Below are 21,638 nucleotides of genomic sequence, written 5' to 3' on the forward strand. Positions count from 1 at the left end.
GTGGGTCAAAAAATTAATCCGGTAGGTCTTCGTATCGGCGTAATCCGCGACTGGGAATCCAAGTGGTACGCTGGCAAAGACTATGCAGACTTGTTACATGAAGACATTAAGATTCGTGAATATGTTGAAAATCGTCTTAAAGATGCTGCTCTTTCTACGGTAGAAATCGAACGCGCAGCAAACCGTGTAAACATTACTGTGCACACAGCTAAGCCAGGAATGGTTATCGGTAAAGGCGGTTCTGAAGTAGAAGCACTTCGTAAAGCTCTAAACCAACTAACTGGTAAACGCGTTCACATCAACATCGTTGAAGTGAAAAAGCCAGATCTTGACGCTACTCTTGTAGCTGACAATATCGCACGTCAATTGGAAAACCGTGTATCTTTCCGTCGTGCTCAAAAACAAACGATCCAACGCGCTATGCGTGCAGGAGCTAAAGGTATTCGTACCCAAGTATCTGGCCGTCTAGGTGGCGCGGATATCGCTCGTGCTGAATATTACAGTGAAGGAACAGTACCACTACACACACTTCGTGCAGATATCGATTACGGAACTGCAGAAGCTGACACCACTTACGGTAAGCTTGGTGTTAAAGTGTGGATCTATCGTGGAGAAGTCCTTCCAACTAAAACTGACAAGTAAGGAAGGGGGAAAAGCATTATGTTAATGCCTAAACGTGTTAAATATCGTCGTCAACACCGTACTAGCTTAAAAGGCCGTGCAAAAGGCGGTACTGAAGTAGCATTCGGTGAATATGGTTTGCAAGCAATCGATCCAGCATGGATCACAGCCCGCCAGATCGAGGCAGCGCGTATCGCGATGACTCGTTACATGAAGCGTGGCGGTAAAGTTTGGATTAAAATCTTCCCTGATAAGCCTTATACTGCTAAACCCCTAGAAGTACGTATGGGTTCCGGTAAAGGTGCTCCAGAAGGTTTCGTAGCTGTCGTGAAGCCAGGGAAAATCATGTTCGAGATCGCAGGTGTATCTGAAGAGGTTGCACGCGAAGCGTTGCGTCTTGCTTCACACAAACTGCCGATCCGTACGAAATTCGTAAAACGTGAAGAAATTGGTGGTGAAATCAATGAAGGCTAATGAGATCCGTGAATTAACCACTGCCGAAATTGAACAAAAAGTTAAGTCTCTTAAAGAAGAACTTTTCAACCTACGCTTCCAATTGGCAACAGGTCAACTTGAGAACACTGCACGTATCCGTGAAGTTCGCAAGTCCATCGCACGTATGAAGACCGTTGCTCGTGAACGTGAGCTAGGCGTAAATAACTAATAGATGAGAGGAGGTCACCCTCACATGACTGAACGTAATAATCGTAAAGTTTATACTGGCCGTGTCGTTTCTGACAAAATGGATAAAACCATCACTGTACTAGTAGAAACTTATAAGTTCCACAAACTTTACGGCAAGCGCGTAAAGTATTCCAAAAAGTTCAAAGCACATGACGAAAACAACCAAGCGAAAAACGGCGACATCGTAAGCATCATGGAAACTCGTCCATTGTCTGCTTCTAAGCGTTTCCGTCTTCTAGAAGTTGTTGAAGAGTCTGTCATTATCTAAATAAAGTTCGCTCGGAGTTAATCCGAAGGGAGGTTACATTGTATGATTCAACAGGAATCTCGTCTGAAAGTCGCAGATAACTCTGGTGCTCGTGAAATCCAAACGATTAAAGTATTGGGTGGATCCGGCCGCAAAACAGCTAACATTGGTGATATCATCACTGCTACTGTGAAGCAGGCAACACCAGGAGGCGTTGTTAAAAAAGGTGAAGTAGTAAAAGCTGTTATCGTACGTTCTAAGAGTGGAGTTCGCCGTAAAGATGGTTCTTACATCCGTTTTGATGAAAACGCAGCAGTAATCGTGCGTGATGACAAAGGGCCACGCGGTACTCGTATCTTTGGACCGGTAGCTCGTGAACTTCGTGATGCTAAATTCATGAAGATTGTATCTCTAGCTCCAGAAGTATTATAAAAGCCTGAATGAAATGCCTTGTTAAGGAGGTGCGCGAAGAATGCACGTAAAAAAAGGTGACAAAGTAATGGTAATTACTGGTAAGGATAAAGGCAAACAAGGAACAGTCCTTGAAGCTTATCCGAAGAAAGATCGTGTTCTTGTTGAAGGTGTGAACGAAGTGAAAAAGCACGCGAAGCCTTCTCAGGAGAATCCACAAGGTGGAATCCTAACACAAGAAGCTGCGATCCACGTATCCAACGTAATGCCAATCGACCCTAAGACTGGTGAGCCGACACGTGTTGGTTACAAAGTCGAGGACGGCAAGAAAGTTCGTATCGCGAAAAAATCTGGTGAAGCACTAGATAAATAAGCCATAGAAGAAAGGAGGGCCACACGATGAACGAACTAAAGAAACAATATCAAGAAGAAGTTGTCTCATCTTTGATGAACAAATTTGAATATGATTCCATCATGCAAACACCAAAAGTTGAGAAAATCGTTGTCAACATGGGTGTAGGTGACGCTGTTCAAAACGCGAAAGCACTTGACACAGCTGTAGAAGAACTAACATTGATCACTGGACAGAAACCAGTTATCACAAAAGCGAAGAAATCAATTGCAGGATTCCGCCTACGTGAAGGTATGCCAATCGGTGCGAAGGTTACACTTCGTGGAGAGCGCATGTACCAGTTCCTCCAAAAACTGATCGCCGTATCTCTACCACGTGTGCGTGACTTCCGTGGTATTTCTAAGAAAGCTTTCGACGGTCGTGGAAACTACACGCTTGGTGTTAAAGAGCAATTGATTTTCCCAGAGATCGATTACGATAAAGTAAACAAAGTGCGTGGTATGGATATCGTTATTGTCACTACAGCTGACTCTGACGAAGAAGCACGTGAACTTCTGGCTCAATTCGGCATGCCGTTTCAAAAATAATGAGCTAACTATAAGGAGGGAAAATAGTGGCTAAAAAATCAATGGTCGCGAAGCAACAGCGTAAACAGAAGTACCAAGTGCGCGAATACACGCGTTGTGAACGCTGCGGACGTCCGCACTCCGTACTTCGTAAGTTTAAGCTTTGCCGTATTTGTTTCCGTGAACTTGCATATAAAGGTCAAATCCCTGGTGTCAAAAAAGCCAGCTGGTAAACCCGAAACAGGGAAGGAGGTTAATGAGTTATGACAATGACAGATCCAATTGCAGATATGCTTACACGTATTCGTAACGCTAACATGGTGCGTCACGAGAAGCTTGAGCTTCCAGCTTCCAACGTTAAAAAAGAAATCGCTGATATCCTTAAGCGTGAAGGTTTTGTACGTGACTATGAATTTGTTGAAGACAACAAGCAAGGAGTTCTTCGCATCTTCCTTAAGTACGGTCAAAACAATGAGCGTGTAATTACTGGTGTGAAGCGTATCAGTAAGCCAGGTCTACGTGTTTACGCTAACGCTGAAGAACTTCCGAAAGTTCTTAACGGTCTAGGTGTAGCCGTTGTATCTACTTCAAAAGGTGTATTGACAGATAAAGAAGCTCGTGAACAAGCCATCGGTGGCGAAGTTCTAGCTTACATCTGGTAAAAAAACAGATCAGACAGGAGGTGCAAACATATGTCTCGCGTAGGTTTAAAATCACTTGAAATTCCTGAAGGTGTAGAAATCATCCAGGATAACAACACGATTACAGTTAAAGGTCCTAAAGGGGAATTGACTCGTACATTCCACAAGGACATCACAGTTAAAGTTGAGGACAACGTTCTTACTGTAGCTCGTCCGAGCGACCACAAAGAACACCGTGCTCTTCACGGTACTACACGCAGCCTGATCGGTAACATGGTTGAAGGTGTTTCTAAAGGCTATGAGAAAAGTCTTGAAATCATCGGTGTAGGTTACCGTGCGCAGAAACAGGGTCAAAATGTTGTAATCAACGCTGGTTACTCTCACCCTGTTGAAGTCGATAACCATGAAGGTATCGAAATCGAAGTTCCATCCAACACGAAAGTAACAGTTAAAGGGATCGACAAAGAACTTGTTGGTGCTGTAGCTGCGAAGATCCGTGCGATCCGTCCTCCAGAGCCTTATAAAGGTAAAGGAATTCGCTACGAAGGCGAATATGTACGCAGAAAAGAAGGTAAAACAGCTAAGTAAGACTCATAGCTAACGTATAGAAAGGAGTGACCCTGATGATCACGAAGGCAGATAAAAATGTCGTACGTAAAAAGCGTCATGCACGCGTTCGTAAGAATGTCTTTGGCACCGCTGAACGCCCACGCTTGAACGTATACCGCTCTAACAAACACATTTATGCTCAGCTAATCAACGATGAAAGCCAAGTAACAGTAGCAAGTGCGTCTACTGTCGACAATGACTTCAACCTTGATGCTACAGGCAATGTCGAGGCTGCTCAAAAAGTCGGTGAATTAGTGGCTAAGCGTGCGATCGACAACGGTTATAAAGTTGTTGTATTCGACCGTGGAGGTTACTTGTATCATGGACGTGTGAAAGCACTAGCTGAAGCCGCTCGCGAAGCCGGCCTAGAATTTTAATAGTTAAAGGAGGGACATAAATGATTACAACAAACATCGACCCTAACAAACTTGATCTTGAAGAACGCGTAGTTACCATCAACCGTGTAGCTAAGGTAGTTAAAGGTGGACGTCGTTTCCGTTTTGCTGCATTGGTTGTAGTTGGAGATAAAAATGGTCATGTCGGATTCGGTACAGGAAAAGCCCAAGAGGTACCTGAAGCGATCAAAAAAGCCATTGATGATGCTAAGAAAAATCTAATCACAGTACCAGTGAAGAACACGACAATTCCACACGAAATCAACGGACGCTTTGGTGCAGGTAACATTCTTATGAAACCAGCAGCAGAAGGTACCGGAGTTATCGCTGGTGGACCTGTCCGTGCGGTACTTGAGCTTGCAGGTGTTCAAGACATCCTATCTAAGTCACTTGGTTCTAACACGCCAATCAACATGGTACGTGCTACAATCACTGGACTTAGCGAGCTTAAGCGTGCAGAAGACGTCGCTAAACTTCGTGGTAAATCAGTAGAAGAACTGTAGGATAAGGAGGGAAATAAAATGGCTAAACAGTTAGAAATTACCCTCACGCGCAGTGTTATTGGTAGACCGCAAGATCAGCGCTCTACTGTCAAGGCGCTAGGTCTGAACAAGATCCGTCAAACTGTCGTACTTGAAGATAACCCAGCGATCCGAGGTATGGCTAATAAGGTGTCTCACCTAGTTTCGGTTAAAGAAGTTTAATTCTACAAAAGATATAAGGAGGTGCAACGCATGAAACTGCATGAACTAAAACCTGCTAAAGGTACTCGTAAAGAACGTAACCGCGTAGGTCGCGGTATGGCATCTGGTAACGGTAAAACTTCCGGTCGTGGTCATAAAGGTCAAGGCCAGCGTTCAGGAAGCAAAACTCGCCCAGGTTTCGAGGGTGGTCAAATGCCACTTTTCCAACGCCTGCCTAAGCGTGGTTTCACTAACGTTCACCGTAAGGAATTTGCGATTATCAACCTTGATGCACTGAATCGCTTTGAAGAAGGCACAGAGGTTACTCCTGAGCTATTGCTGGAGTCTGGTGTGGTAAGCAACCAAAAAGCCGGAATCAAAGTACTAGCTAAAGGTTCAATCGAAAAGAAACTTACAGTGAAAGCTCACAAGTTCTCTGCTTCCGCGAAAGAAGCAATTGAAGCAGCGGGCGGTCAAACTGAGGTGATTTAATGTTCCGGACAATCTCCAATTTTATGCGCGTGGGTGATATTCGACGGAAGATTATTTTCACTTTGTTGATGCTCATTGTTTTTCGCCTGGGAACATTCATCCCGGTTCCTTTTACGAATAGAGAAGCCATCAATTTCATGGATGAACAGAATGCGTTTGGGTTCCTGAACACATTCGGAGGCGGGGCATTACAAAACTTCTCCATCTTCGCTATGGGGATCATGCCCTACATTACAGCCTCCATCATCATGCAATTGTTGCAGATGGACGTCGTTCCTAAGTTTGCGGAATGGAAAAAGCAAGGTGAAGTCGGCCGTCGAAAATTAGCTCAGTTTACCCGCTATGGAACGATCGTGCTCGCTTTCATTCAAGCCATCGGCATGTCTATAGGTTTTAATGCACTGGCTGGTGGTCAATTGATCGCTGATCCAGGAGTTACGAAATTCTTAATCATTGCTCTTGTCTTGACAGGCGGTACAGCGTTTCTAATGTGGCTTGGTGAGCAAATCACTGAACACGGCGTTGGAAATGGTATTTCCATCCTGATTTTTGCAGGAATTGTTGCTGCAATCCCGACCGGTGTCAACCAGTTGTATGATCAATACATTTCCGGTGCTGGAGATGAATTGTTCATTAATTTGGTCATCATCGCTCTGATTGTACTTGTTATTGTTGCGGTTGTTGTGGGAGTTATCTTCATCCAACAAGCCCTTCGTAAGATTCCTATTCAATATGCAAAACGGTTGGTTAACCGTTCGCCAGTAGGTGGGCATTCTACTCACTTACCACTGAAAGTGAATGCTGCAGGAGTCATCCCGGTCATCTTTGCGATATCTTTCATTATCGCACCAAGAACCGTCGCTGGACTTTTTGAGAACAGCGAAGTCGCCTCCGTCATTCAATATATATTTGATTATCAAAACTGGCCTGGAATGATTATCTATGTTGCGTTGATTATTGCCTTCACTTATTTCTATACTTTTGTTCAGGTGAATCCGGAACAAATGGCTGAAAACTTGAAGAAGCAAGGCGGGTATATCCCGGGAATTCGTCCTGGAGCCAATACGGAAACGTACTTGACTCGTGTGATGTACCGATTGACGTTCGTAGGATCCATCTTCCTAGCAGCTGTCTCTATCCTACCGATCATCTTGGGCTCGGCCGCTCAGTTGCCGCCAAGCATTCAAATCGGAGGTACCGGCCTGCTGATTGTTGTAGGGGTTGCCCTGCAGATCATGAAGCAGCTGGAAAGTCAGCTTGTGAAGCGCCACTATCAAGGATTCATTAAATAATTAGTGTCAAAGCTAATGAATAAATGAGAGCGAGGGGAACACGTTGAATTTAATTCTGATGGGTCTCCCTGGTGCCGGTAAAGGTACTCAGGCTGAGAAGATAGTCGAAAAATATGACATCCCTCATATCTCAACTGGAGATATGTTCCGATTAGCTATCAAAGAAGGAACAGCACTGGGCAAAGAAGCCAAATCCTATATGGACAAAGGTGAATTGGTTCCCGATGAAGTGACCATCGGAATCGTTCGCGAGCGTCTTAGTAAACCGGATTGTCAAAAAGGATTCCTATTAGATGGTTTCCCGAGGACAATCGCCCAAGCAGAAGCCCTTGAGAACCTCTTGACTGATATGGAGGAGTCTTTGGACTATGTACTTCATATCGATGTTCCTAAGGAGCAACTCATCGAGCGTCTTACTGGACGACGCATCTGCCCGACATGCGGTGCTACCTATCACGTGGTCTTCAACCCGCCGAAAGAAAACGGCAAGTGTGATCACGATGGCTCTGAGTTGATTCAGCGCGAAGACGATCAGCCTGATACCGTAAGAAAGCGCCTGGAGGTCAATGTTGAGCAATCACAACCTCTGCTTGATTTCTACCAAGAGAAAGGGTACTTGGTATCATTCGAAGGTGACAAAGATATCAACGAAGTGTTCCAAGACATCGATCAAAAGCTGGGAGAACTAGCTGAATGATTATTTGTAAGACTTCACGGGAATTAGATATTATGCGTGAAGCAGGGCGGATCGTCGCCTTGACGCACCAAAAGTTGGAACAAAACATCCAACCAGGTATAACAACCGGGGAATTGGATAAGATTGCAGATGAATTCATACGCAGTATGGATGCAATCCCATCTTTTAAAGGTTATAATGGATTCCGTGGAAGTATCTGTGCATCTGTCAACGAAGAACTCGTTCATGGCATTCCTGGAGACAGGGTGTTGAACGAAGGTGATATCATCAGCATCGATATTGGTGCCAAATATAAAGGTTATCACGGAGATTCGGCCTGGACGTATCCGGTCGGAGCCGTCGATGATGAAACCATGGAACTGCTGAGAGTTACTGAGCAATCATTGTTTAAAGGACTTGATGAAGCAAAGCCAGGTGTACGCCTTTCAAATATATCCCATGCGATCCAGAGCTTCGTTGAGCCTGAAGGCTTTTCAATCGTAAGAGAGTATGTGGGACACGGAGTAGGGCAGGAGCTTCATGAGGATCCTCAAATTCCTCATTACGGCCCGCCAAACAAAGGACCACGCCTCAAGCCTGGTATGGTATTGGCTGTAGAACCGATGGTGAACGCAGGGTCTCGCTATGTGAAGACGCTTGGCGACCATTGGACGGTAGTCACTCAAGATGGTAAAAGGTGCGCTCACTTTGAGCACACCATTGCAATTACGGATGAAGGATATGAAATCCTTACAAAATCCTAAATGAAGGTGATCGTTTTTGAACGAATCTGAGTCGAGTCCGCGAATAGGTCAAATTGTTCGTATTGTGCAGGGGCGTGAGGCAGGACAGTACGCGGTAGTGATCGATGTACTGGATGGCCGCTTTGTGCTGCTTGCCGACGGAGAGAAACGTAAGTATGATCGACCAAAGAAAAAGAATTTGCAACATGTTGAGCTTATGGATTTCATCTCTCCGGAAGTCCAGGACAGCCTTCTGGAAACTGGTCGTGTCACAAATGGCAAGCTTCGATTTGCCGTATCAAAATATGTCAATGAAGCAGTGACTGATTTGAAGAAGGGAGATCAACTCGATGGCGAAAGACGATGTAATTGAAGTAGAAGGGACCGTCGTTGAAACCTTACCGAACGCACAGTTCAAGGTTGAACTCGAGAACGGTCACTCCGTTTTAGCTCACGTTTCCGGTAAAATTCGCATGCACTTTATTCGAATCTTACCAGGAGACAAGGTAACGGTAGAACTTTCCCCTTATGACTTAACAAAAGGACGTATTACGTACCGTTATAAATAAAACTCCGATCTTAAAGGAGGTATGGATGATGAAGGTAAGGCCTTCTGTAAAACCAATTTGCGAAAAATGCAAAGTCATCAAACGTAAAGGTAAAGTCATGGTTATCTGTGAAAACCCTAAGCATAAACAAAAACAAGGCTAAAACTGAAGGAGGTGCACGTAACTTATGGCACGTATTGCAGGTGTAGATATTCCTCGTGACAAGCGAGTAGTCGTATCCCTAACTTACGTTTACGGTATCGGTAAATCCCTTGCCAAAGACGTACTAGCTGAAGCTGGCGTTTCTGAAAATACTCGCGTTCGCGATCTTACAGAAGACGAACTAGGTAAAATCCGTAAAGCAGTGGAACAACACAACACGGAAGGTGACCTTCGTCGTGAGAACTCTCTTAACATCAAGCGTTTGATTGAGATCGGTTCTTATCGCGGAATCCGTCACCGTCGTGGACTTCCACTTCGCGGACAGAAGACGAAAAACAACTCTCGTACACGTAAAGGCCCACGTCGTACCGTGGCTAACAAACGTAAATAATAAGCAACACAAAGGAGGTAAGCTAACTATATGGCACGTAAAGGAAACACTCGTAGTCGTAAGCGTCGCGTGAAAAAGAATATAGAGACCGGTGTGGCACACATCCGCTCTACTTTCAACAACACAATCGTAACGATCACTGATGTTCAAGGTAACGTTATCGCGTGGAGCAGTGCTGGATCCCTTGGTTTCAAAGGTTCCCGTAAATCTACTCCATTCGCTGCTCAAATGGCTTCTGAATCTGCGGCGAAAGACGCTATGGACAACGGTATGAAAACTCTTGAAGTAACAGTTAAAGGCCCTGGTGCTGGTCGTGAAGCAGCAATCCGCTCTCTACAAGCAGCAGGTCTTGAAATCACGGCAATCCGTGACGTAACTCCAGTACCACACAATGGTTGCCGCCCACCAAAACGTCGTCGCGTATAATAGTTCTGAATAGAATTTGTCACCCTGTCTATAATGGGTTATGATAGCTTTTAATCATCACCGCCGTAGACAGAGAAAATATGCAGTTGTCTTTTTATCGGGACTGCCTACCTGAGGAATTTCGGTTAGACCTATTGTCTAACCGGGGTTTCGACGTTTTGAAGGAGGGTTTAGTGTAAATGATCGAAATTGAAAAGCCAAAGATTGAAACGGTCGAGATCAGCGATGAGTCTACTTTTGGTAAGTTCGTCGTAGAACCGCTTGAGCGTGGGTATGGTACAACTCTAGGGAACTCCTTGCGTCGTATCCTATTATCCTCACTTCCCGGCTCTGCTGTCACATCAGTTCAAATTGACGGGGTCCTTCATGAGTTTTCAACTATTGAAGGTGTCGTCGAAGACGTAACCACAGTCATTCTTAATCTAAAGAAACTAGCTTTGAAGGTTTATTCCGACGAAGAGAAGACTTTGGAGATTGATGTACAGGGTGAAGGAAAAGTTACAGCGGCTGACATTACGCACGACAGTGATGTAGAAGTTCTTAATCCAGATCTTCACATCGCAACATTAGATAGCAATTCCAGCTTCCGTGCACGTATTACAGCAGAACGCGGCCGAGGATATCGTCCGGCTGAAGGAAACAACCATGAGGATCAACCAATTGGCGTCATTCCAGTTGACTCTATTTTTACGCCGGTATCCCGTGTAACGTATCAAGTAGAGAACACTAGAATCGGTCAAACATCTAACTTTGATAAGTTGACGTTGGATGTATGGACGGATGGCAGCATTCGTCCAGAAGAAGCGATCTCTCTTGGGGCTAAAATCTATATGGAACACCTCAATATCTTTGTAGGCCTTACAGATGAAGCTCAAAAAGCTGAAATCATGGTTGAAAAAGAAGAGGACCAAAAAGAAAAAGTTCTAGAAATGACGATCGAAGAACTTGACCTTTCTGTCCGTTCTTACAACTGCTTGAAACGCGCTGGTATCAACACAGTGCAGGAACTTGCGAATAAGTCTGAAGAAGACATGATGAAGGTACGCAACCTTGGTCGCAAGTCACTTGAAGAAGTGAAGCACAAGTTGGACGAACTGGGCTTAGGTTTAAGAAAAGACGATTAATAGATAGAACACATCTAAGAGATTCAGATAAGGGAGGGATTATCAATGGCTAGAAAACTAGGACGTACAACTGATCAGCGTATGGCGCTACTTCGTAACTTAGCGACAGACTTGATCATTCACGAACGTTTGGAAACAACAGAAGCTAAAGCGAAAGAGCTTCGTTCTGTTGTAGAAAAAATGATTACACTAGGGAAACGCGGCGATCTACATGCCCGTCGTCAAGCTGAATCATTCCTTTACAATGCGCAAGCCGACGAAGATGGGGAGCAAACAGCTTTGCAAAAGCTATTCTCTGACATCGGTCCACGCTATGAAGACCGTCAAGGTGGTTACACTCGCGTGCTTAAACTAGGCGAGCGTAAAGGTGATGGAGCGAAAATGGCGATCATTGAACTAGTTTAATGAATACCATGAGGGTTAAAGGGCAGGACTGAATCTCATCGCGAGGTTACATCCAGCCCTTTTTTTATATCCAAATCGAAGAAAATACCGTCCGGATGGGGTCGGTTTTTAGATGACCCATCCTTCGGTTGATAGGAAATGATGTCATATTTCCTGGGAAATAGTCAGTTGAGCAGAGGAGGAACACAGATGGGAGAGAGACAAGTCGAGTTTCGTCATGTTTCTTTTAAATACCAGGAAGACATGCCCTGGGTGTTGAAGGACGTGAGCTTCACCATAGGTCCGGATGAGTGGGTGGCGATCATCGGTCATAATGGTTCAGGCAAATCGACGATTGCTAAATTAATGAATGGACTTTTGTTTCCTCAGGAAGGGGAAATTATCGTCGATGGAATGAAAGTGACACCTGAGACGGTGTGGGAAGTCAGAAAACAGGTAGGGATGGTTTTTCAGAATCCGGATAACCAGTTTGTAGGGACCACCGTCAGGGATGACGTTGCGTTCGGAATGGAAAACCACGGCATGCCTCGCGAACTTATGGTTGAGCGCATCAAAGAAAGCCTGGGAGCTGTCCGTATGGAAGCATATGAGAGGCATGAACCCCACCGGTTATCAGGCGGTCAAAAACAGCGGATTGCCATCGCCAGCGTCCTTGCTGTATCACCTGAATTCATCATTCTTGATGAAGCAACCACCATGCTTGATCCAAAAGGCAGAAAAGAAATCATGAAGACCGTCAGCGACGTCCAGCAGGAAAGAGACTTGTCATTAGTGACAATCACCCACGACCTTCAAGAAGTGACATTGGCTTCAAGAGTGATTGTCATGAATGGTGGGGAAGTTTGGATGGAAGGGACACCGCGAGACGTATTCTCTAGAAAAGAACAGTTGACTGAAATTGGCTTGGATACTCCGTTTGTAAGTAAAATGGCTGATCACCTCAAAGAAGAAGGTTTGAGCCTATCTCGTGAGCCACTCAATCACCAGGAGTTGTTGGAGGACTTATGCACATCTCGTTTGAACATGTAAGCTATACCTATCAACCGAACAGTCCATTCGAACACAAAGCACTGAATGATATGACCTTCTCGATCGAATCTGGGTCTTTTGTAGCTGTCATCGGCCACACAGGTTCAGGGAAGTCGACACTGATTCAGCATTTGAACGGACTGTTGCAACCAACCGAAGGGAAAATTCATCTGGGTGATTATACAATTGAAGCCGGTGTAAAAAACAAACACTTGAGAGAGCTGCGTGAAAACGTCGGCGTTGTTTTCCAATATCCTGAGCATCAATTGTTCGAGGAAACAGTTGCGAAAGATATTGCCTTCGGTCCGCAGAATTTCGGAGTCCCTCAAGAAGAAATCGAACGACGCACGAAAGCTGCGGTTAAGGCGACCAAGCTCCCTGAAGATTTGCTCGACCGTTCACCATTCGACTTGAGTGGTGGTCAGATGCGCCGTGTGGCTATATCAGGGGTGCTTGCGATGGATCCTAAGGTTCTCGTTTTGGATGAACCAACTGCAGGACTTGATCCCAGCGGCCAAAAAGAAGTGATGGACATGTTCTATGACCTTCATCATGAAAAGGGATTAACGACCATTCTTGTCACTCATAGTATGGAAGATGCCCTTGCCTATGCCGACTATATTCTGATTATGAACCATGGGGAACTTTACAAAGAAGGGACACCATTGGATATTTTCCGGCAGAAGGAAGACCTTGAGCAAGTCCAGTTGGATGTTCCGGAAGTCATCGCCTTCTTAAGTAAAGCGGAGAAAGAGTATGGAATTAATCTTGAATATAAAGGTCAGACCATAGCTGAGTTAGCAAAAGAATTAGCCCGCAAAGTGAGAGGGGGCAGCGATCATGAGTAGTTCTTTAATTATCGGTCAGTATATCCCGACAGATTCCGTGATCCACCGCCTTGACCCTCGTTCCAAAATCGCTATCATCTTCTTTTATGTTGTGATCGTATTTTTTGCTAACTCTGTTATGAGCTACGGGGTGCTTGCTCTCTTTGCTGTCGGAAGTGCCTTGCTTTCCCGTGTGCCATTCCGTTACATTATGAAAGGTTTGAAACCGGTCTGGTTCCTCATTGTGTTTACGTTCCTCCTACACTTGTTTGTCACGAGGGAAGGGGACGTCGCTTTTTCTATATTTGGCTGGGATGTTTACAGGGAAGGTCTCGTCCAGGGAGGAGCCATTTCGTTAAGGTTCTTCCTCCTGATCCTTGTGACTTCGCTGCTTACGTTGACAACGACGCCGATCGAAATTACAGATGCCATTGAGGAGCTGTTGGGTCCTTTGAAAAAAGTGAAGTTCCCTGTTCATGAACTGGCGCTGATGATGTCGATCTCCCTCCGCTTCATTCCGACATTGATGCAGGAGACAGAGAAAATCTCCAAAGCCCAGGCTTCCCGTGGTGTAGATTTCCGCACAGGGACGTTAAAGGACCGTGTGAAGGCGATTGTACCTCTTCTAGTCCCTTTGTTCGTGAGTGCATTCAAACGCGCAGAGGAGCTCGCTATGGCAATGGAAGCGCGTGGATATCAAGGAGGGGAAGGGCGTACAAAGCTCAGGGAACTGAGGATATCAAAACTTGATATTTCATTGTATGTCCTGTTCGCTCTGTTAGTCATCGCCCTATTCATGACGAGAAGCTGATGGGGAGGAACTTTTTATGATAAGAATTCGAATGGTCATCCGTTATGATGGAACGAATTACGCCGGCTATCAAGTTCAGCCGAATGGGAATACGATCCAGGCAGAGCTTGAGAAAGCATTAAGGAAAATGCATAAAGGGGAACAGGTGAAAGTGGTCGCTTCTGGACGGACGGATGCACGTGTTCATGCGGTCGGTCAGGTGATTCATTTTGAGACTCCCCTTCACATTCCTATGGCGAATTGGAAAAGAGCACTGGGGTCGCTTCTTCCGGATGATATTCAAGTCGTTTCTGCGGATCAGGTTTCTGAAGAATTTCATGCAAGGTATGATGCGAAGGGAAAAGAGTACCGCTATTATGTCCATCATGCTCATGAGCCTGACCTCTTCCGCCGTCATTATACTCACCACGTCCGGGCAGAACTCGATATCGTCCGTATGAAAGAAGCGTGCAGCCATCTTGAGGGCGAGCATGATTTCACCTCATTTTGTTCACCAAAGACAGACATTAAAGGGACCAAGGTCCGGACGATCTATAAAGCGGAAGTAACCAAAGAAGGAAATGACATTGTGTTTATCTTCCGGGGTTCAGGCTTCCTCTATAATATGGTCCGGATTCTTGTCGGAACTTTGTTGGAAGTCGGCAGAAACGAACGTAAGCCCGAAGATGTAAAGCGGATCATCGAAGCGAAAAACCGTAACGAAGCAGGGAAAACGGCACCACCACAAGGATTATTCTTATGGGAAGTGTTTTACTAGAAGGATTTGACCTAGAAAAAGATGCTCTCCTTTTAAAAAAACAACGAATCCAGGTGTGCATGCCCTTGACATATAGTTACAAGGTGTTATATTATATTCTATGGCATTTTATTTCTGTACCACGGTTAGCCCCGGAAAACTAATCGTATTTGAGATAAATGATAAAGTAGTAACGAAGTCTATGAGAAATCAAACATTTCAGGAGGGAAACCGATATGCGCACAACTTTCATGGCAAATGAAAACAACGTTGAACGTAAATGGTATGTTGTGGATGCTGCAGGGCAAACACTCGGCCGTTTAGCGAGCGAAGTTGCTGCGATCCTTCGCGGTAAAAATAAACCAACATACACACCACACGTTGACACAGGTGACCACGTCATCATCATCAATGCTGGTGAGATCCAACTTACAGGAAACAAAATCAACGATAAGATCTATTATCGTCACTCTAACCACGTAGGTGGTTTGAAATCCCGTACGGCTAACGAAATGCGTACGAAATACCCTGAGCAAATGCTAGAGCTTGCTGTTAAAGGTATGCTTCCAAAAGGAAGTCTTGGACGTAAGATGGGCAAGAAACTTCATGTTTACGCTGGTGCGGAACACAAACATGAAGCACAAAAACCAGAAGTTTACGAACTTCGCGGATAATCAAAGGAGGTAATCTTAGTGGCACAAGTACAATACTCAGGTACTGGTCGTCGTAAGAGCTCAACAGCTCGTGTACGTCTTGTTCCAGGAACTGGTCGTGTAGTAGTAAACAAACGTGATGCTGAAGACTTTTTCCCATATGAAACTCTTCGTATGATTCTGAAACAGCCTCTAGCTGTTACAGAAACTGAAGGTAACTATGATGTATATGTAAACGTAGATGGCGGTGGATTCACAGGACAAGCTGGTGCAATCCGTCACGGAATCGCTCGTGCTTTGTTACAAGCGGATCCTGAATACCGTACACCATTGAAACGCGCTGGTCTATTGACTCGTGACGCACGTATGAAAGAGCGTAAGAAATACGGTCTTAAAGGTGCTCGTCGCGCTCCACAATTCTCCAAGCGTTAATCGATGCTTATACAAAAGGCTCTCAACCGACTCGGTTGGGAGTCTTTTTTTATGTTTTATTGATGGTGATATCTTATATGTCGTGCCAGACACCGTGGGCTGATAAATGGTACCAGGAACTGGATTTAACGAAACGGGTGCCTGGCACCTATGAAAGTAAAACCGGTGCCAGACATAATTGAAAGCATATAAATATCTGTAAAATCCTTATTTCGATATACTAAGGGAAAAGATATACGTATGGAGGGGTTCACATGCTTTTTCACGAAAAAGAAAACACCCACGTCACTCAGGTTACTTTGAAAGTCATGGACCTAGAGCGATCGTTGGAGTTTTACACAACCATTATTGGTTTTCAAATATGGAAGCGGTCCGGTCATGCGGTTTACTTAAGTGGAGGGGAAGAAAAGCCGCTTCTTGTCCTTGAAGAGGTTAGTGAGGGTATACCAGCAAACAGAAAAGCAACAGGGCTGTATCATTTTGCACTCCTTTTACCAGAAAAGGCGGACCTTGCCGATTTGGTCAAACATTTGCTTAAGAACAACATCCAGGTGGCTTCGGCGGATCATCTCGTTAGTGAAGCCATTTACTTCTCGGATCCTGATGGAAATGGTATAGAAGTGTATATCGACCGGCCCTCCTCATTATGGGAATGGTCAGGAAATGAGGTGAAAATGACCGTCGACCCGTTGGATTTCGAAGAGTTATTCCGATTTGAAACCAACGCCGGGTGGATGGGGCTGCCGGATCGCACGGTCATGGGCCATATTCATCTTCATGTATCAGATCTTGCACAAGCGAAGCAATTTTATTGTGACGGTCTAGGATTCGATATAGTGAACACTTTCGGTGATCAGGCCTTATTTATTTCATCGGCCAATTACCATCATCATATTGGGCTTAATACATGGAAGGGTGCCGATGCTCCGATTCCAGAAGATCAGGAAGCAGGATTGGAATGGTTTGATATTCATTTTCCTCATGAACACTCAAGGAAAGAAGCGATCAATAGAATTCTGCAAATGGGAGCGTCTGTCGATGAAAAAGAAGGAGTCATCTACACGATGGACCCATCAAGTAATGGTATTCGGTTGCTTGTGTGAATTTGATTCCCAGGATTCCTAACTATTAAAAAAGCTTTCTCATGCCTTCACATATTTGTCCACCCTGTCCCATATAGTGAAAAAGGGAGGAGTATAAGGGAGTGTGAGGCATGCGAAAACCTAGGTTAAAAACATTTTTATGGTTAGCAGGAATCATTGTACTGGTGTGCGCCGTATCCTATCCGATTCAGGAGGCAAAGGATGCCTGGACGGTATGGTCATCCCCTCTATCGGGGAAAGTGATTGTATTGGATCCAGGACATGGAGGACCTGATGCTGGTGCTTCTGGCAAAGATGGTACGGAAGAGAAAGTCATTACTTTGCAAATGGCTGAATACCTTCGTGATTATTTGCAGCAAGCGGGTGCACTCGTGTACCTCACCCGTGATGATGACAATGACCTTGCATCAGATGAAGCGGAAAAAGCGCGGCGCAGGCAAGCGGAAGATGTGCGAAACAGGGTTCAGTACATTGAAGAAAAAGAAGCGGATTTATACATCAGTTTACATTTGAATGCCATTCCATCTGAAAAATGGAGCGGCGCACAGACCTTTTACTATCCAAAAAATGAGGAAAGCAAAACCTTGGCGAAGTTCATTCAATCTGAAATCAAGGAGAACATAGGGAATACGGATCGGGGAGCTTTTGGTTTGTCTAATATTTATATCCTTAAACACGCGAAAGCCCCAGGTGTTTTAGTGGAAGCCGGGTTTTTGTCGAACCCAGGGGAGCGAGAATTGTTAAAGGATAATGATTACCAAAGGAAAATGTCAGCATCCATCTATCAGGGTGTGCTCCGGTATGTCACAGAAAGAGAGCTTCCTTCTGACGACTGATTGAAGCAAATCACTTAGAAAGCGTTTCATATATGTTATACTAGCCATAGTGAAACATATTTCTAAGGATGGTGAACCGGCTTGTTGACAGAAGGAAAAGTACTAGAAATCCTCCATTCAATCGAAGACCCGTTTTTACATAAAACGTTGGAAGAAACCGGTGGAGTTGAAGAGATAAAAATCAAGGAAGAAAAAAATCATGTCAGCGTGAAAATATTGATCGGAAAGACAAATACGGCTGAACAGATGGAATTGCAGCAGAAAATTGTCAATGCGCTGAAAAGCGGTGGAGCGGCAACGGTCGGCTTGCGTTTCGACCAGCTTCCAGATGAAGTGATTCAAAGGTTCCAACCTGAAGCGGAGCAGGAGCAGGAAGCCTCTCTTCTAGGTGGAAATACAGGGACGAAGTTCATCTCCATTGCCAGTGGTAAGGGTGGCGTAGGGAAATCCACAGTCACGGTTAACCTTGCCGTAGCTTTAACACGCCTTGGTAAGAAAGTTGGGATCATTGACGCGGATATTTATGGTTTCAGTGTTCCGGATATGATGGGTGTTGAAGAACGACCAGTCGTTCGCGGAGAGAAGATTATTCCTGTAGAACGGTTCGGGGTCAAGCTTGTATCGATGGGTTTCTTTGTGGAAGATAATTCTCCGATTATCTGGCGCGGACCTATGCTCGGCAAAATGTTGACGAGCTTTTTCAAAGAAGTGGAATGGGGCGACCTCGATTACCTGCTTCTTGATTTGCCGCCGGGAACCGGTGATGTGGCATTGGATGTACATTCCATGCTTCCGTCTTCTAAAGAAATCATCGTTACGACTCCGCACCCGACGGCCGCTTTCGTAGCTGCGCGTGCAGGTCAAATGGCTCTGAAAACGGAACATGAAATTCTTGGTGTCGTTGAAAACATGGCTTATTTTGAAAGTAAAGAGACAGGGAACAAAGAGTTCGTCTTCGGTAGAGGAGGCGGCGTGAAGCTCGCAGAAACCCTTCAAACAGGAGTTCTCGGCCATGTGCCGCTTCAACAGCCTTACGAAGAAGAAGATGTTTTCGCGCCATCTGTCTACCAGGCAGATCATCCAATCGGTGTCATTTACCGTAATATGGCTGCAAAAGTAATCGATAAATATTAATATCAAAACACGCACTTCTCAAAGAAGTGCGTGTTTTTTTGGCTTGTGGTTAGCCTTGCTGACCTTTTTCTCCTTCACCGCTGCTCCCGTTGCCGGATTGTTCTTCACTGCTGCTTTGCCCGCCTTGATCGGAGGACTCGGATTTCCCTCCGCCACCACTCTGCATTTTCTCCGCTGCTTTCAATAAGGTTTCACTCATTTTCGCTTGGAAAACAGGGCTGTTCAAAGTTTCTTCTATCGTTTTCTGCAGATGCGAACGGAATTGCTGCCCTTCCATGACGGTAACCATTTCCTTCATCATTTCAGGGTTTTTATAAAGCTCAATCATCAATTTTTGGTACTCAGCATCTTTCATTAATCCTTTCATCAACTTTTTCTGTTGATCTTCAAGGACTTTACTGAACTCTTGGACGAACTTGGGGTCGGAGAACATTTTACTCCAAAAAGCTTTTCCTTCTTCAGATACGAGTGTCTGTTGGACAGCCTGCGAAACAACTTCTGACTCGAGGGCCATCTGTTGCTGCATTTTCTCATCAGAAAGGACTTCAGTCATCGCTTTCTTCCCGTCGTCCGATTTCAGAATATCAACGATCATCTTTTTCGTTGTATCATAATCCGTCTGTTCACTTGCACTTGATGCCCCGCTGCAAGCAGCCAGGAGTACAAGGAGTAGGACGGGACATAAGAATCGGAGTTTGGACATTTTGCATGTCCCCTTTCTTAAGTTCTCCTTACGTTTACTATCTGCGATTCGACAGAAATTATACGAAGACTGGAGGAAAAAAGCTCGGCTTCGTGGTAAAATACGGTGGAAAAGTTTTTTGTATAATAGGGGGAACTTCCGTGAATAGTCGTAAATGGGTAAGGTTGTTTTTAACGACCTTATGGATCGGCGGTTTGACGACGTTGATCATCAGTTTTATTTTTAAATATGATTCTTATGCTGAAGTGCTGAAGCCGTTGCAACTCTTTGAGCTCTTTGGCTTATTGTTATTTTTTGCGGGTCTTGGATTTATATTCAGCATCATTAGTCAAATGGGTTTCTTCGCCTATCTGACAGTCAATCAGTTTGGAAAGGGGATTTTCCGTTCTTTATGGATCCCTGTCCAACTCTTCTTGATCGCTTTTACGCTTTTTGACCTCGTGTACTTTAGATACCAGGCAGCAGCAGAGGACGCATCCATCTGGCCATTTTTATGGACAGCCTTAGGTCTTCTTGGTCTCTCCATAATCGTTGCTTATATAAAAGCAAAGGAAACGAAGTGGCATGCTTTTATTCCTGCACTGTTTTTTATGATTGTCGTTACGAGTGTAGAGTGGGTCCCTGCCTTGAGAGCCCAGGGCAGTGATTATGTATGGCTTATGATTATTCCTTTGTTCATCTGTAATGCTTATCAACTTATTTTACTTCACCGTATAACGAAAACATCTGAAAAAGCTGCTTAAAAAAACAACCACCGCATAGGAGTAGCGGTGGTTGTTTTTTTAGGCGATTATTCAATTTGAGTGGTTTCTGATTCTGCGCCGCTGACTAGTTCAGTAATGCTTACGAATTTCAGTCCTTTTTGTTTCAAACCGGGCAAGATGACCTCAAGAGCTTTTGCCGTCTGTTTTACCGAGTCAGAAGCATGCATCAAGATGATATCTCCTTCAGACCCCTCATTCAGAACGGTATCTATGATGGAGTTCGTTCCAGGGTTTTCCCAGTCCCTTGGATTAATACTCCATTGCACAGCTTGCATTCCTTTGTCTTCAATCATCTTCAAAACCTCTTTATCCATATGACCATGAGGAGGACGGATCCATTTGATTTCTTCAAAGCCCAATTTTTCAAAAGTTTCCTTCGCTTTGTTCAAGTCTTGTTGTACTTGTGCGGGCTTTTGTTCAAGGTAACTTTCGTATTTATATCCCATCATCCCGATTTCGTGTTTTCCTTCATGAATAGCCTTAATAATATCGGGGTGACGCTCTGCCCATTCCCCACTAACGAAAAAAGTTGCCTGGGCCTTGTTCGCTTCTAACTGCTTCAACACGTCGTGGACCTTCTCTGTTCCCCAGCTTATATTAAATGTCAGTGCAACGTTCGAATTTTTATCGCTTCCTTGTGTCAAAGCACGGGGCTCACCTTCATTAGAAAAGACGGGGAGTTGACTCCACTGTCCGATCCACAAGAAAAGGGCACAAAAAAATGCCAAAGCCACCACAACTCCATAGCGTTTCATCCGCTCAGCTTTCCAAGTGTAGAAACTCATTGCACGATTCACCTTCCTTCCAATATGTTCTATACATATGAAAAAAAGGACAACCTATGCTAAAAACACAAGATTTAGGGTAAAAATATAGAGAGTTGTTCAAGGGAGGTCCTTTAAGGTGCATGGTTTAATGATTAATGAACAGGAACGTCGTGAAATTGAATACTTGTTAAAGAGAGAGATGGAAGAAATCACGTTTGACCTAGGAGACCACAGAATCGACCAAGGACTGAAAAGAGCGATGGAAGAAAGGTATGAAGTTCTTTTTCAGATCTTCCGAAGGTTTGCAACTAGAGAAGAATGTCTACAGTATATGCCAAGGAAAAAGAAACAAAATTAACGCTATAATCATTTCAG

At 44.6% G+C, this 21,638-nt stretch carries 37 protein-coding genes; 35 read left to right on the forward strand and 2 right to left on the reverse strand.

Annotated elements, in window-relative coordinates:
- The 33 genes from rpsC to ACJA3J_RS00910 all read left to right on the forward strand — a co-directional run bounded on the left by rpsC (position 1) and on the right by ACJA3J_RS00910 (position 19,029).
- On the forward strand, positions 1 to 642 hold the full coding sequence (gene rpsC, locus ACJA3J_RS00750; RefSeq protein WP_035511682.1) for a 30S ribosomal protein S3: 642 nt from the start codon (positions 1 to 3) through the stop codon (positions 640 to 642).
- A gap of 18 nt (positions 643 to 660) precedes the next feature.
- On the forward strand, positions 661 to 1,095 hold the full coding sequence (gene rplP, locus ACJA3J_RS00755; protein ID WP_027953416.1) for a 50S ribosomal protein L16: 435 nt from the start codon (positions 661 to 663) through the stop codon (positions 1,093 to 1,095).
- Positions 1,085 to 1,285 (forward strand): 50S ribosomal protein L29, encoded by a 201-nt coding sequence (rpmC, locus tag ACJA3J_RS00760; RefSeq protein WP_008636054.1) that lies wholly within the window; start codon positions 1,085 to 1,087, stop codon positions 1,283 to 1,285. The genes rplP and rpmC overlap by 11 nt, the downstream gene beginning before the upstream one ends.
- A gap of 24 nt (positions 1,286 to 1,309) precedes the next feature.
- Positions 1,310 to 1,573 (forward strand): 30S ribosomal protein S17, encoded by a 264-nt coding sequence (rpsQ, locus tag ACJA3J_RS00765; protein WP_035511679.1) that lies wholly within the window; start codon positions 1,310 to 1,312, stop codon positions 1,571 to 1,573.
- 42 nt (positions 1,574 to 1,615) lie between these two features.
- Entirely contained in the window at positions 1,616 to 1,984 is a 369-nt protein-coding gene (rplN, locus tag ACJA3J_RS00770) for a 50S ribosomal protein L14 (RefSeq protein WP_035511677.1), read from the forward strand.
- Between the two features lie 40 nt (positions 1,985 to 2,024).
- On the forward strand, positions 2,025 to 2,336 hold the full coding sequence (gene rplX, locus ACJA3J_RS00775; protein ID WP_075038175.1) for a 50S ribosomal protein L24: 312 nt from the start codon (positions 2,025 to 2,027) through the stop codon (positions 2,334 to 2,336).
- A gap of 26 nt (positions 2,337 to 2,362) precedes the next feature.
- Positions 2,363 to 2,902, forward strand: a complete 540-nt coding sequence (rplE, locus tag ACJA3J_RS00780) for a 50S ribosomal protein L5 (RefSeq protein WP_115824707.1) — start codon at positions 2,363 to 2,365, stop codon at positions 2,900 to 2,902.
- Between the two features lie 26 nt (positions 2,903 to 2,928).
- Positions 2,929 to 3,114, forward strand: a complete 186-nt coding sequence (locus ACJA3J_RS00785; protein ID WP_035511674.1) for a type Z 30S ribosomal protein S14 — start codon at positions 2,929 to 2,931, stop codon at positions 3,112 to 3,114.
- A 30-nt stretch (positions 3,115 to 3,144) separates the two neighbouring features.
- Complete coding sequence (gene rpsH / locus ACJA3J_RS00790; protein ID WP_089654429.1) at positions 3,145 to 3,543, forward strand: 30S ribosomal protein S8; 399 nt, start codon at positions 3,145 to 3,147, stop codon at positions 3,541 to 3,543.
- A gap of 30 nt (positions 3,544 to 3,573) precedes the next feature.
- Complete coding sequence (gene rplF / locus ACJA3J_RS00795) at positions 3,574 to 4,110, forward strand: 50S ribosomal protein L6 (protein WP_089654428.1); 537 nt, start codon at positions 3,574 to 3,576, stop codon at positions 4,108 to 4,110.
- 35 nt (positions 4,111 to 4,145) lie between these two features.
- Positions 4,146 to 4,508 (forward strand): 50S ribosomal protein L18, encoded by a 363-nt coding sequence (gene rplR / locus ACJA3J_RS00800; RefSeq protein WP_074736217.1) that lies wholly within the window; start codon positions 4,146 to 4,148, stop codon positions 4,506 to 4,508.
- A gap of 20 nt (positions 4,509 to 4,528) precedes the next feature.
- On the forward strand, positions 4,529 to 5,029 hold the full coding sequence (rpsE, locus tag ACJA3J_RS00805) for a 30S ribosomal protein S5 (RefSeq protein WP_089654427.1): 501 nt from the start codon (positions 4,529 to 4,531) through the stop codon (positions 5,027 to 5,029).
- Positions 5,030 to 5,047: 18 nt separating this feature from the next.
- Positions 5,048 to 5,230: a 50S ribosomal protein L30 gene (gene rpmD, locus ACJA3J_RS00810; protein ID WP_089654426.1), complete on the forward strand. Its 183-nt coding sequence runs from the start codon at positions 5,048 to 5,050 to the stop codon at positions 5,228 to 5,230.
- 30 nt (positions 5,231 to 5,260) lie between these two features.
- Positions 5,261 to 5,701 carry a 50S ribosomal protein L15 gene (gene rplO / locus ACJA3J_RS00815; protein WP_089654425.1) on the forward strand — a complete coding sequence of 147 codons (441 nt, stop codon included), beginning with the start codon at positions 5,261 to 5,263 and terminating at the stop codon, positions 5,699 to 5,701.
- On the forward strand, positions 5,701 to 6,993 hold the full coding sequence (gene secY, locus ACJA3J_RS00820; protein WP_089654424.1) for a preprotein translocase subunit SecY: 1,293 nt from the start codon (positions 5,701 to 5,703) through the stop codon (positions 6,991 to 6,993). Before rplO ends, secY begins: the two co-directional genes overlap by 1 nt.
- Before the next feature lie 43 nt (positions 6,994 to 7,036).
- Positions 7,037 to 7,690 carry an adenylate kinase gene (locus ACJA3J_RS00825; RefSeq protein ID WP_089654423.1) on the forward strand — a complete coding sequence of 218 codons (654 nt, stop codon included), beginning with the start codon at positions 7,037 to 7,039 and terminating at the stop codon, positions 7,688 to 7,690.
- Positions 7,687 to 8,433 (forward strand): type I methionyl aminopeptidase, encoded by a 747-nt coding sequence (map, locus tag ACJA3J_RS00830; protein WP_115824709.1) that lies wholly within the window; start codon positions 7,687 to 7,689, stop codon positions 8,431 to 8,433. Before ACJA3J_RS00825 ends, map begins: the two co-directional genes overlap by 4 nt.
- Positions 8,434 to 8,449: 16 nt before the next feature.
- A complete protein-coding gene (locus ACJA3J_RS00835) occupies positions 8,450 to 8,785 on the forward strand; it encodes a KOW domain-containing RNA-binding protein (protein ID WP_035511657.1) in 336 nt (111 codons plus the stop codon).
- Positions 8,763 to 8,981: a translation initiation factor IF-1 gene (infA, locus tag ACJA3J_RS00840; protein WP_008636026.1), complete on the forward strand. Its 219-nt coding sequence runs from the start codon at positions 8,763 to 8,765 to the stop codon at positions 8,979 to 8,981. The genes ACJA3J_RS00835 and infA overlap by 23 nt, the downstream gene beginning before the upstream one ends.
- Positions 8,982 to 9,009: 28 nt before the next feature.
- A complete protein-coding gene (gene rpmJ / locus ACJA3J_RS00845; RefSeq protein WP_002509257.1) occupies positions 9,010 to 9,123 on the forward strand; it encodes a 50S ribosomal protein L36 in 114 nt (37 codons plus the stop codon).
- Between the two features lie 24 nt (positions 9,124 to 9,147).
- Entirely contained in the window at positions 9,148 to 9,513 is a 366-nt protein-coding gene (gene rpsM, locus ACJA3J_RS00850) for a 30S ribosomal protein S13 (RefSeq protein ID WP_089654421.1), read from the forward strand.
- 30 nt (positions 9,514 to 9,543) lie between these two features.
- The gene (gene rpsK / locus ACJA3J_RS00855) at positions 9,544 to 9,939 is read left to right on the forward strand and encodes a 30S ribosomal protein S11 (protein WP_406945267.1); all 396 of its coding nucleotides are present in this window, start codon (positions 9,544 to 9,546) and stop codon (positions 9,937 to 9,939) included.
- A gap of 179 nt (positions 9,940 to 10,118) precedes the next feature.
- Positions 10,119 to 11,063 carry a DNA-directed RNA polymerase subunit alpha gene (locus ACJA3J_RS00860; protein ID WP_089654419.1) on the forward strand — a complete coding sequence of 315 codons (945 nt, stop codon included), beginning with the start codon at positions 10,119 to 10,121 and terminating at the stop codon, positions 11,061 to 11,063.
- Positions 11,064 to 11,108: 45 nt separating this feature from the next.
- Positions 11,109 to 11,468, forward strand: coding sequence for a 50S ribosomal protein L17 (gene rplQ / locus ACJA3J_RS00865; RefSeq protein ID WP_115824710.1), 360 nt, complete (start codon positions 11,109 to 11,111; stop codon positions 11,466 to 11,468).
- A gap of 189 nt (positions 11,469 to 11,657) precedes the next feature.
- Positions 11,658 to 12,497, forward strand: coding sequence for an energy-coupling factor ABC transporter ATP-binding protein (locus ACJA3J_RS00870; protein WP_406945268.1), 840 nt, complete (start codon positions 11,658 to 11,660; stop codon positions 12,495 to 12,497).
- Positions 12,473 to 13,345 (forward strand): energy-coupling factor ABC transporter ATP-binding protein, encoded by an 873-nt coding sequence (locus tag ACJA3J_RS00875; protein WP_089654416.1) that lies wholly within the window; start codon positions 12,473 to 12,475, stop codon positions 13,343 to 13,345. Before ACJA3J_RS00870 ends, ACJA3J_RS00875 begins: the two co-directional genes overlap by 25 nt.
- Positions 13,338 to 14,135, forward strand: coding sequence for an energy-coupling factor transporter transmembrane protein EcfT (locus ACJA3J_RS00880; RefSeq protein ID WP_089654415.1), 798 nt, complete (start codon positions 13,338 to 13,340; stop codon positions 14,133 to 14,135). The genes ACJA3J_RS00875 and ACJA3J_RS00880 overlap by 8 nt, the downstream gene beginning before the upstream one ends.
- Positions 14,136 to 14,151: 16 nt before the next feature.
- A complete protein-coding gene (gene truA / locus ACJA3J_RS00885) occupies positions 14,152 to 14,892 on the forward strand; it encodes a tRNA pseudouridine(38-40) synthase TruA (RefSeq protein WP_406945269.1) in 741 nt (246 codons plus the stop codon).
- Between the two features lie 215 nt (positions 14,893 to 15,107).
- Positions 15,108 to 15,545 (forward strand): 50S ribosomal protein L13, encoded by a 438-nt coding sequence (gene rplM, locus ACJA3J_RS00890; RefSeq protein ID WP_075038156.1) that lies wholly within the window; start codon positions 15,108 to 15,110, stop codon positions 15,543 to 15,545.
- A gap of 18 nt (positions 15,546 to 15,563) precedes the next feature.
- Positions 15,564 to 15,956 (forward strand): 30S ribosomal protein S9, encoded by a 393-nt coding sequence (rpsI, locus tag ACJA3J_RS00895; RefSeq protein WP_075038155.1) that lies wholly within the window; start codon positions 15,564 to 15,566, stop codon positions 15,954 to 15,956.
- 254 nt (positions 15,957 to 16,210) lie between these two features.
- Entirely contained in the window at positions 16,211 to 17,059 is an 849-nt protein-coding gene (locus ACJA3J_RS00900; RefSeq protein ID WP_406945270.1) for a VOC family protein, read from the forward strand.
- A gap of 110 nt (positions 17,060 to 17,169) precedes the next feature.
- On the forward strand, positions 17,170 to 17,895 hold the full coding sequence (cwlD, locus tag ACJA3J_RS00905) for an N-acetylmuramoyl-L-alanine amidase CwlD (RefSeq protein WP_115894996.1): 726 nt from the start codon (positions 17,170 to 17,172) through the stop codon (positions 17,893 to 17,895).
- 81 nt (positions 17,896 to 17,976) lie between these two features.
- Positions 17,977 to 19,029, forward strand: coding sequence for an Mrp/NBP35 family ATP-binding protein (locus ACJA3J_RS00910; protein ID WP_089654411.1), 1,053 nt, complete (start codon positions 17,977 to 17,979; stop codon positions 19,027 to 19,029).
- Between the two features lie 49 nt (positions 19,030 to 19,078).
- Here ACJA3J_RS00910 and gerD read toward each other — a convergent pair whose 3' ends face one another.
- Positions 19,079 to 19,732, reverse strand: a complete 654-nt coding sequence (gene gerD / locus ACJA3J_RS00915; protein WP_406945271.1) for a spore germination lipoprotein GerD — start codon at positions 19,730 to 19,732, stop codon at positions 19,079 to 19,081.
- A gap of 140 nt (positions 19,733 to 19,872) precedes the next feature.
- On the opposite strand from gerD, the gene ACJA3J_RS00920 reads away from it, so the two are divergent.
- The gene (locus ACJA3J_RS00920; protein ID WP_089654409.1) at positions 19,873 to 20,475 is read left to right on the forward strand and encodes a KinB-signaling pathway activation protein; all 603 of its coding nucleotides are present in this window, start codon (positions 19,873 to 19,875) and stop codon (positions 20,473 to 20,475) included.
- Between the two features lie 47 nt (positions 20,476 to 20,522).
- On the opposite strand, the gene pdaB is transcribed toward ACJA3J_RS00920, so the two are convergent.
- Positions 20,523 to 21,281, reverse strand: a complete 759-nt coding sequence (pdaB, locus tag ACJA3J_RS00925) for a polysaccharide deacetylase family sporulation protein PdaB (RefSeq protein WP_089654408.1) — start codon at positions 21,279 to 21,281, stop codon at positions 20,523 to 20,525.
- A 118-nt stretch (positions 21,282 to 21,399) separates the two neighbouring features.
- On the opposite strand from pdaB, the gene ACJA3J_RS00930 reads away from it, so the two are divergent.
- Positions 21,400 to 21,621: a hypothetical protein gene (locus ACJA3J_RS00930; protein WP_089654407.1), complete on the forward strand. Its 222-nt coding sequence runs from the start codon at positions 21,400 to 21,402 to the stop codon at positions 21,619 to 21,621.
- Positions 21,622 to 21,638: the final 17 nt, after the last annotated feature.

The organism is Halobacillus sp. SY10, assembly GCF_045401165.1.
GTDB lineage: Bacteria > Bacillota > Bacilli > Bacillales > Halobacillaceae > Halobacillus > Halobacillus aidingensis.

Bases quoted from the DNA above. Each gene is read 5' to 3' on its own strand.
- rplP (WP_027953416.1), top strand. From the start codon at position 661: ATGTTAATGCCTAAACGTGTTAAATATCGTCGTCAACACCGTACTAGC.
- rpmC (WP_008636054.1), top strand. From the start codon at position 1,085: ATGAAGGCTAATGAGATCCGTGAATTAACCACTGCCGAAATTGAACAA.
- rpsQ (WP_035511679.1), top strand. From the start codon at position 1,310: ATGACTGAACGTAATAATCGTAAAGTTTATACTGGCCGTGTCGTTTCT.
- rplN (WP_035511677.1), top strand. From the start codon at position 1,616: ATGATTCAACAGGAATCTCGTCTGAAAGTCGCAGATAACTCTGGTGCT.
- rplX (WP_075038175.1), top strand. From the start codon at position 2,025: ATGCACGTAAAAAAAGGTGACAAAGTAATGGTAATTACTGGTAAGGAT.
- rplE (WP_115824707.1), top strand. From the start codon at position 2,363: ATGAACGAACTAAAGAAACAATATCAAGAAGAAGTTGTCTCATCTTTG.
- rpsH (WP_089654429.1), top strand. From the start codon at position 3,145: ATGACAATGACAGATCCAATTGCAGATATGCTTACACGTATTCGTAAC.
- rplF (WP_089654428.1), top strand. From the start codon at position 3,574: ATGTCTCGCGTAGGTTTAAAATCACTTGAAATTCCTGAAGGTGTAGAA.
- rplR (WP_074736217.1), top strand. From the start codon at position 4,146: ATGATCACGAAGGCAGATAAAAATGTCGTACGTAAAAAGCGTCATGCA.
- rpsE (WP_089654427.1), top strand. From the start codon at position 4,529: ATGATTACAACAAACATCGACCCTAACAAACTTGATCTTGAAGAACGC.
- rpmD (WP_089654426.1), top strand. From the start codon at position 5,048: ATGGCTAAACAGTTAGAAATTACCCTCACGCGCAGTGTTATTGGTAGA.
- rplO (WP_089654425.1), top strand. From the start codon at position 5,261: ATGAAACTGCATGAACTAAAACCTGCTAAAGGTACTCGTAAAGAACGT.
- secY (WP_089654424.1), top strand. From the start codon at position 5,701: ATGTTCCGGACAATCTCCAATTTTATGCGCGTGGGTGATATTCGACGG.
- map (WP_115824709.1), top strand. From the start codon at position 7,687: ATGATTATTTGTAAGACTTCACGGGAATTAGATATTATGCGTGAAGCA.
- infA (WP_008636026.1), top strand. From the start codon at position 8,763: ATGGCGAAAGACGATGTAATTGAAGTAGAAGGGACCGTCGTTGAAACC.
- rpmJ (WP_002509257.1), top strand. From the start codon at position 9,010: ATGAAGGTAAGGCCTTCTGTAAAACCAATTTGCGAAAAATGCAAAGTC.
- rpsM (WP_089654421.1), top strand. From the start codon at position 9,148: ATGGCACGTATTGCAGGTGTAGATATTCCTCGTGACAAGCGAGTAGTC.
- rpsK (WP_406945267.1), top strand. From the start codon at position 9,544: ATGGCACGTAAAGGAAACACTCGTAGTCGTAAGCGTCGCGTGAAAAAG.
- ACJA3J_RS00860 (WP_089654419.1), top strand. From the start codon at position 10,119: ATGATCGAAATTGAAAAGCCAAAGATTGAAACGGTCGAGATCAGCGAT.
- rplQ (WP_115824710.1), top strand. From the start codon at position 11,109: ATGGCTAGAAAACTAGGACGTACAACTGATCAGCGTATGGCGCTACTT.
- ACJA3J_RS00870 (WP_406945268.1), top strand. From the start codon at position 11,658: ATGGGAGAGAGACAAGTCGAGTTTCGTCATGTTTCTTTTAAATACCAG.
- ACJA3J_RS00875 (WP_089654416.1), top strand. From the start codon at position 12,473: ATGCACATCTCGTTTGAACATGTAAGCTATACCTATCAACCGAACAGT.
- ACJA3J_RS00880 (WP_089654415.1), top strand. From the start codon at position 13,338: ATGAGTAGTTCTTTAATTATCGGTCAGTATATCCCGACAGATTCCGTG.
- truA (WP_406945269.1), top strand. From the start codon at position 14,152: ATGATAAGAATTCGAATGGTCATCCGTTATGATGGAACGAATTACGCC.
- rplM (WP_075038156.1), top strand. From the start codon at position 15,108: ATGCGCACAACTTTCATGGCAAATGAAAACAACGTTGAACGTAAATGG.
- ACJA3J_RS00900 (WP_406945270.1), top strand. From the start codon at position 16,211: ATGCTTTTTCACGAAAAAGAAAACACCCACGTCACTCAGGTTACTTTG.
- cwlD (WP_115894996.1), top strand. From the start codon at position 17,170: ATGCGAAAACCTAGGTTAAAAACATTTTTATGGTTAGCAGGAATCATT.
- gerD (WP_406945271.1), bottom strand. From the start codon at position 19,732: ATGTCCAAACTCCGATTCTTATGTCCCGTCCTACTCCTTGTACTCCTG.
- pdaB (WP_089654408.1), bottom strand. From the start codon at position 21,281: ATGAGTTTCTACACTTGGAAAGCTGAGCGGATGAAACGCTATGGAGTT.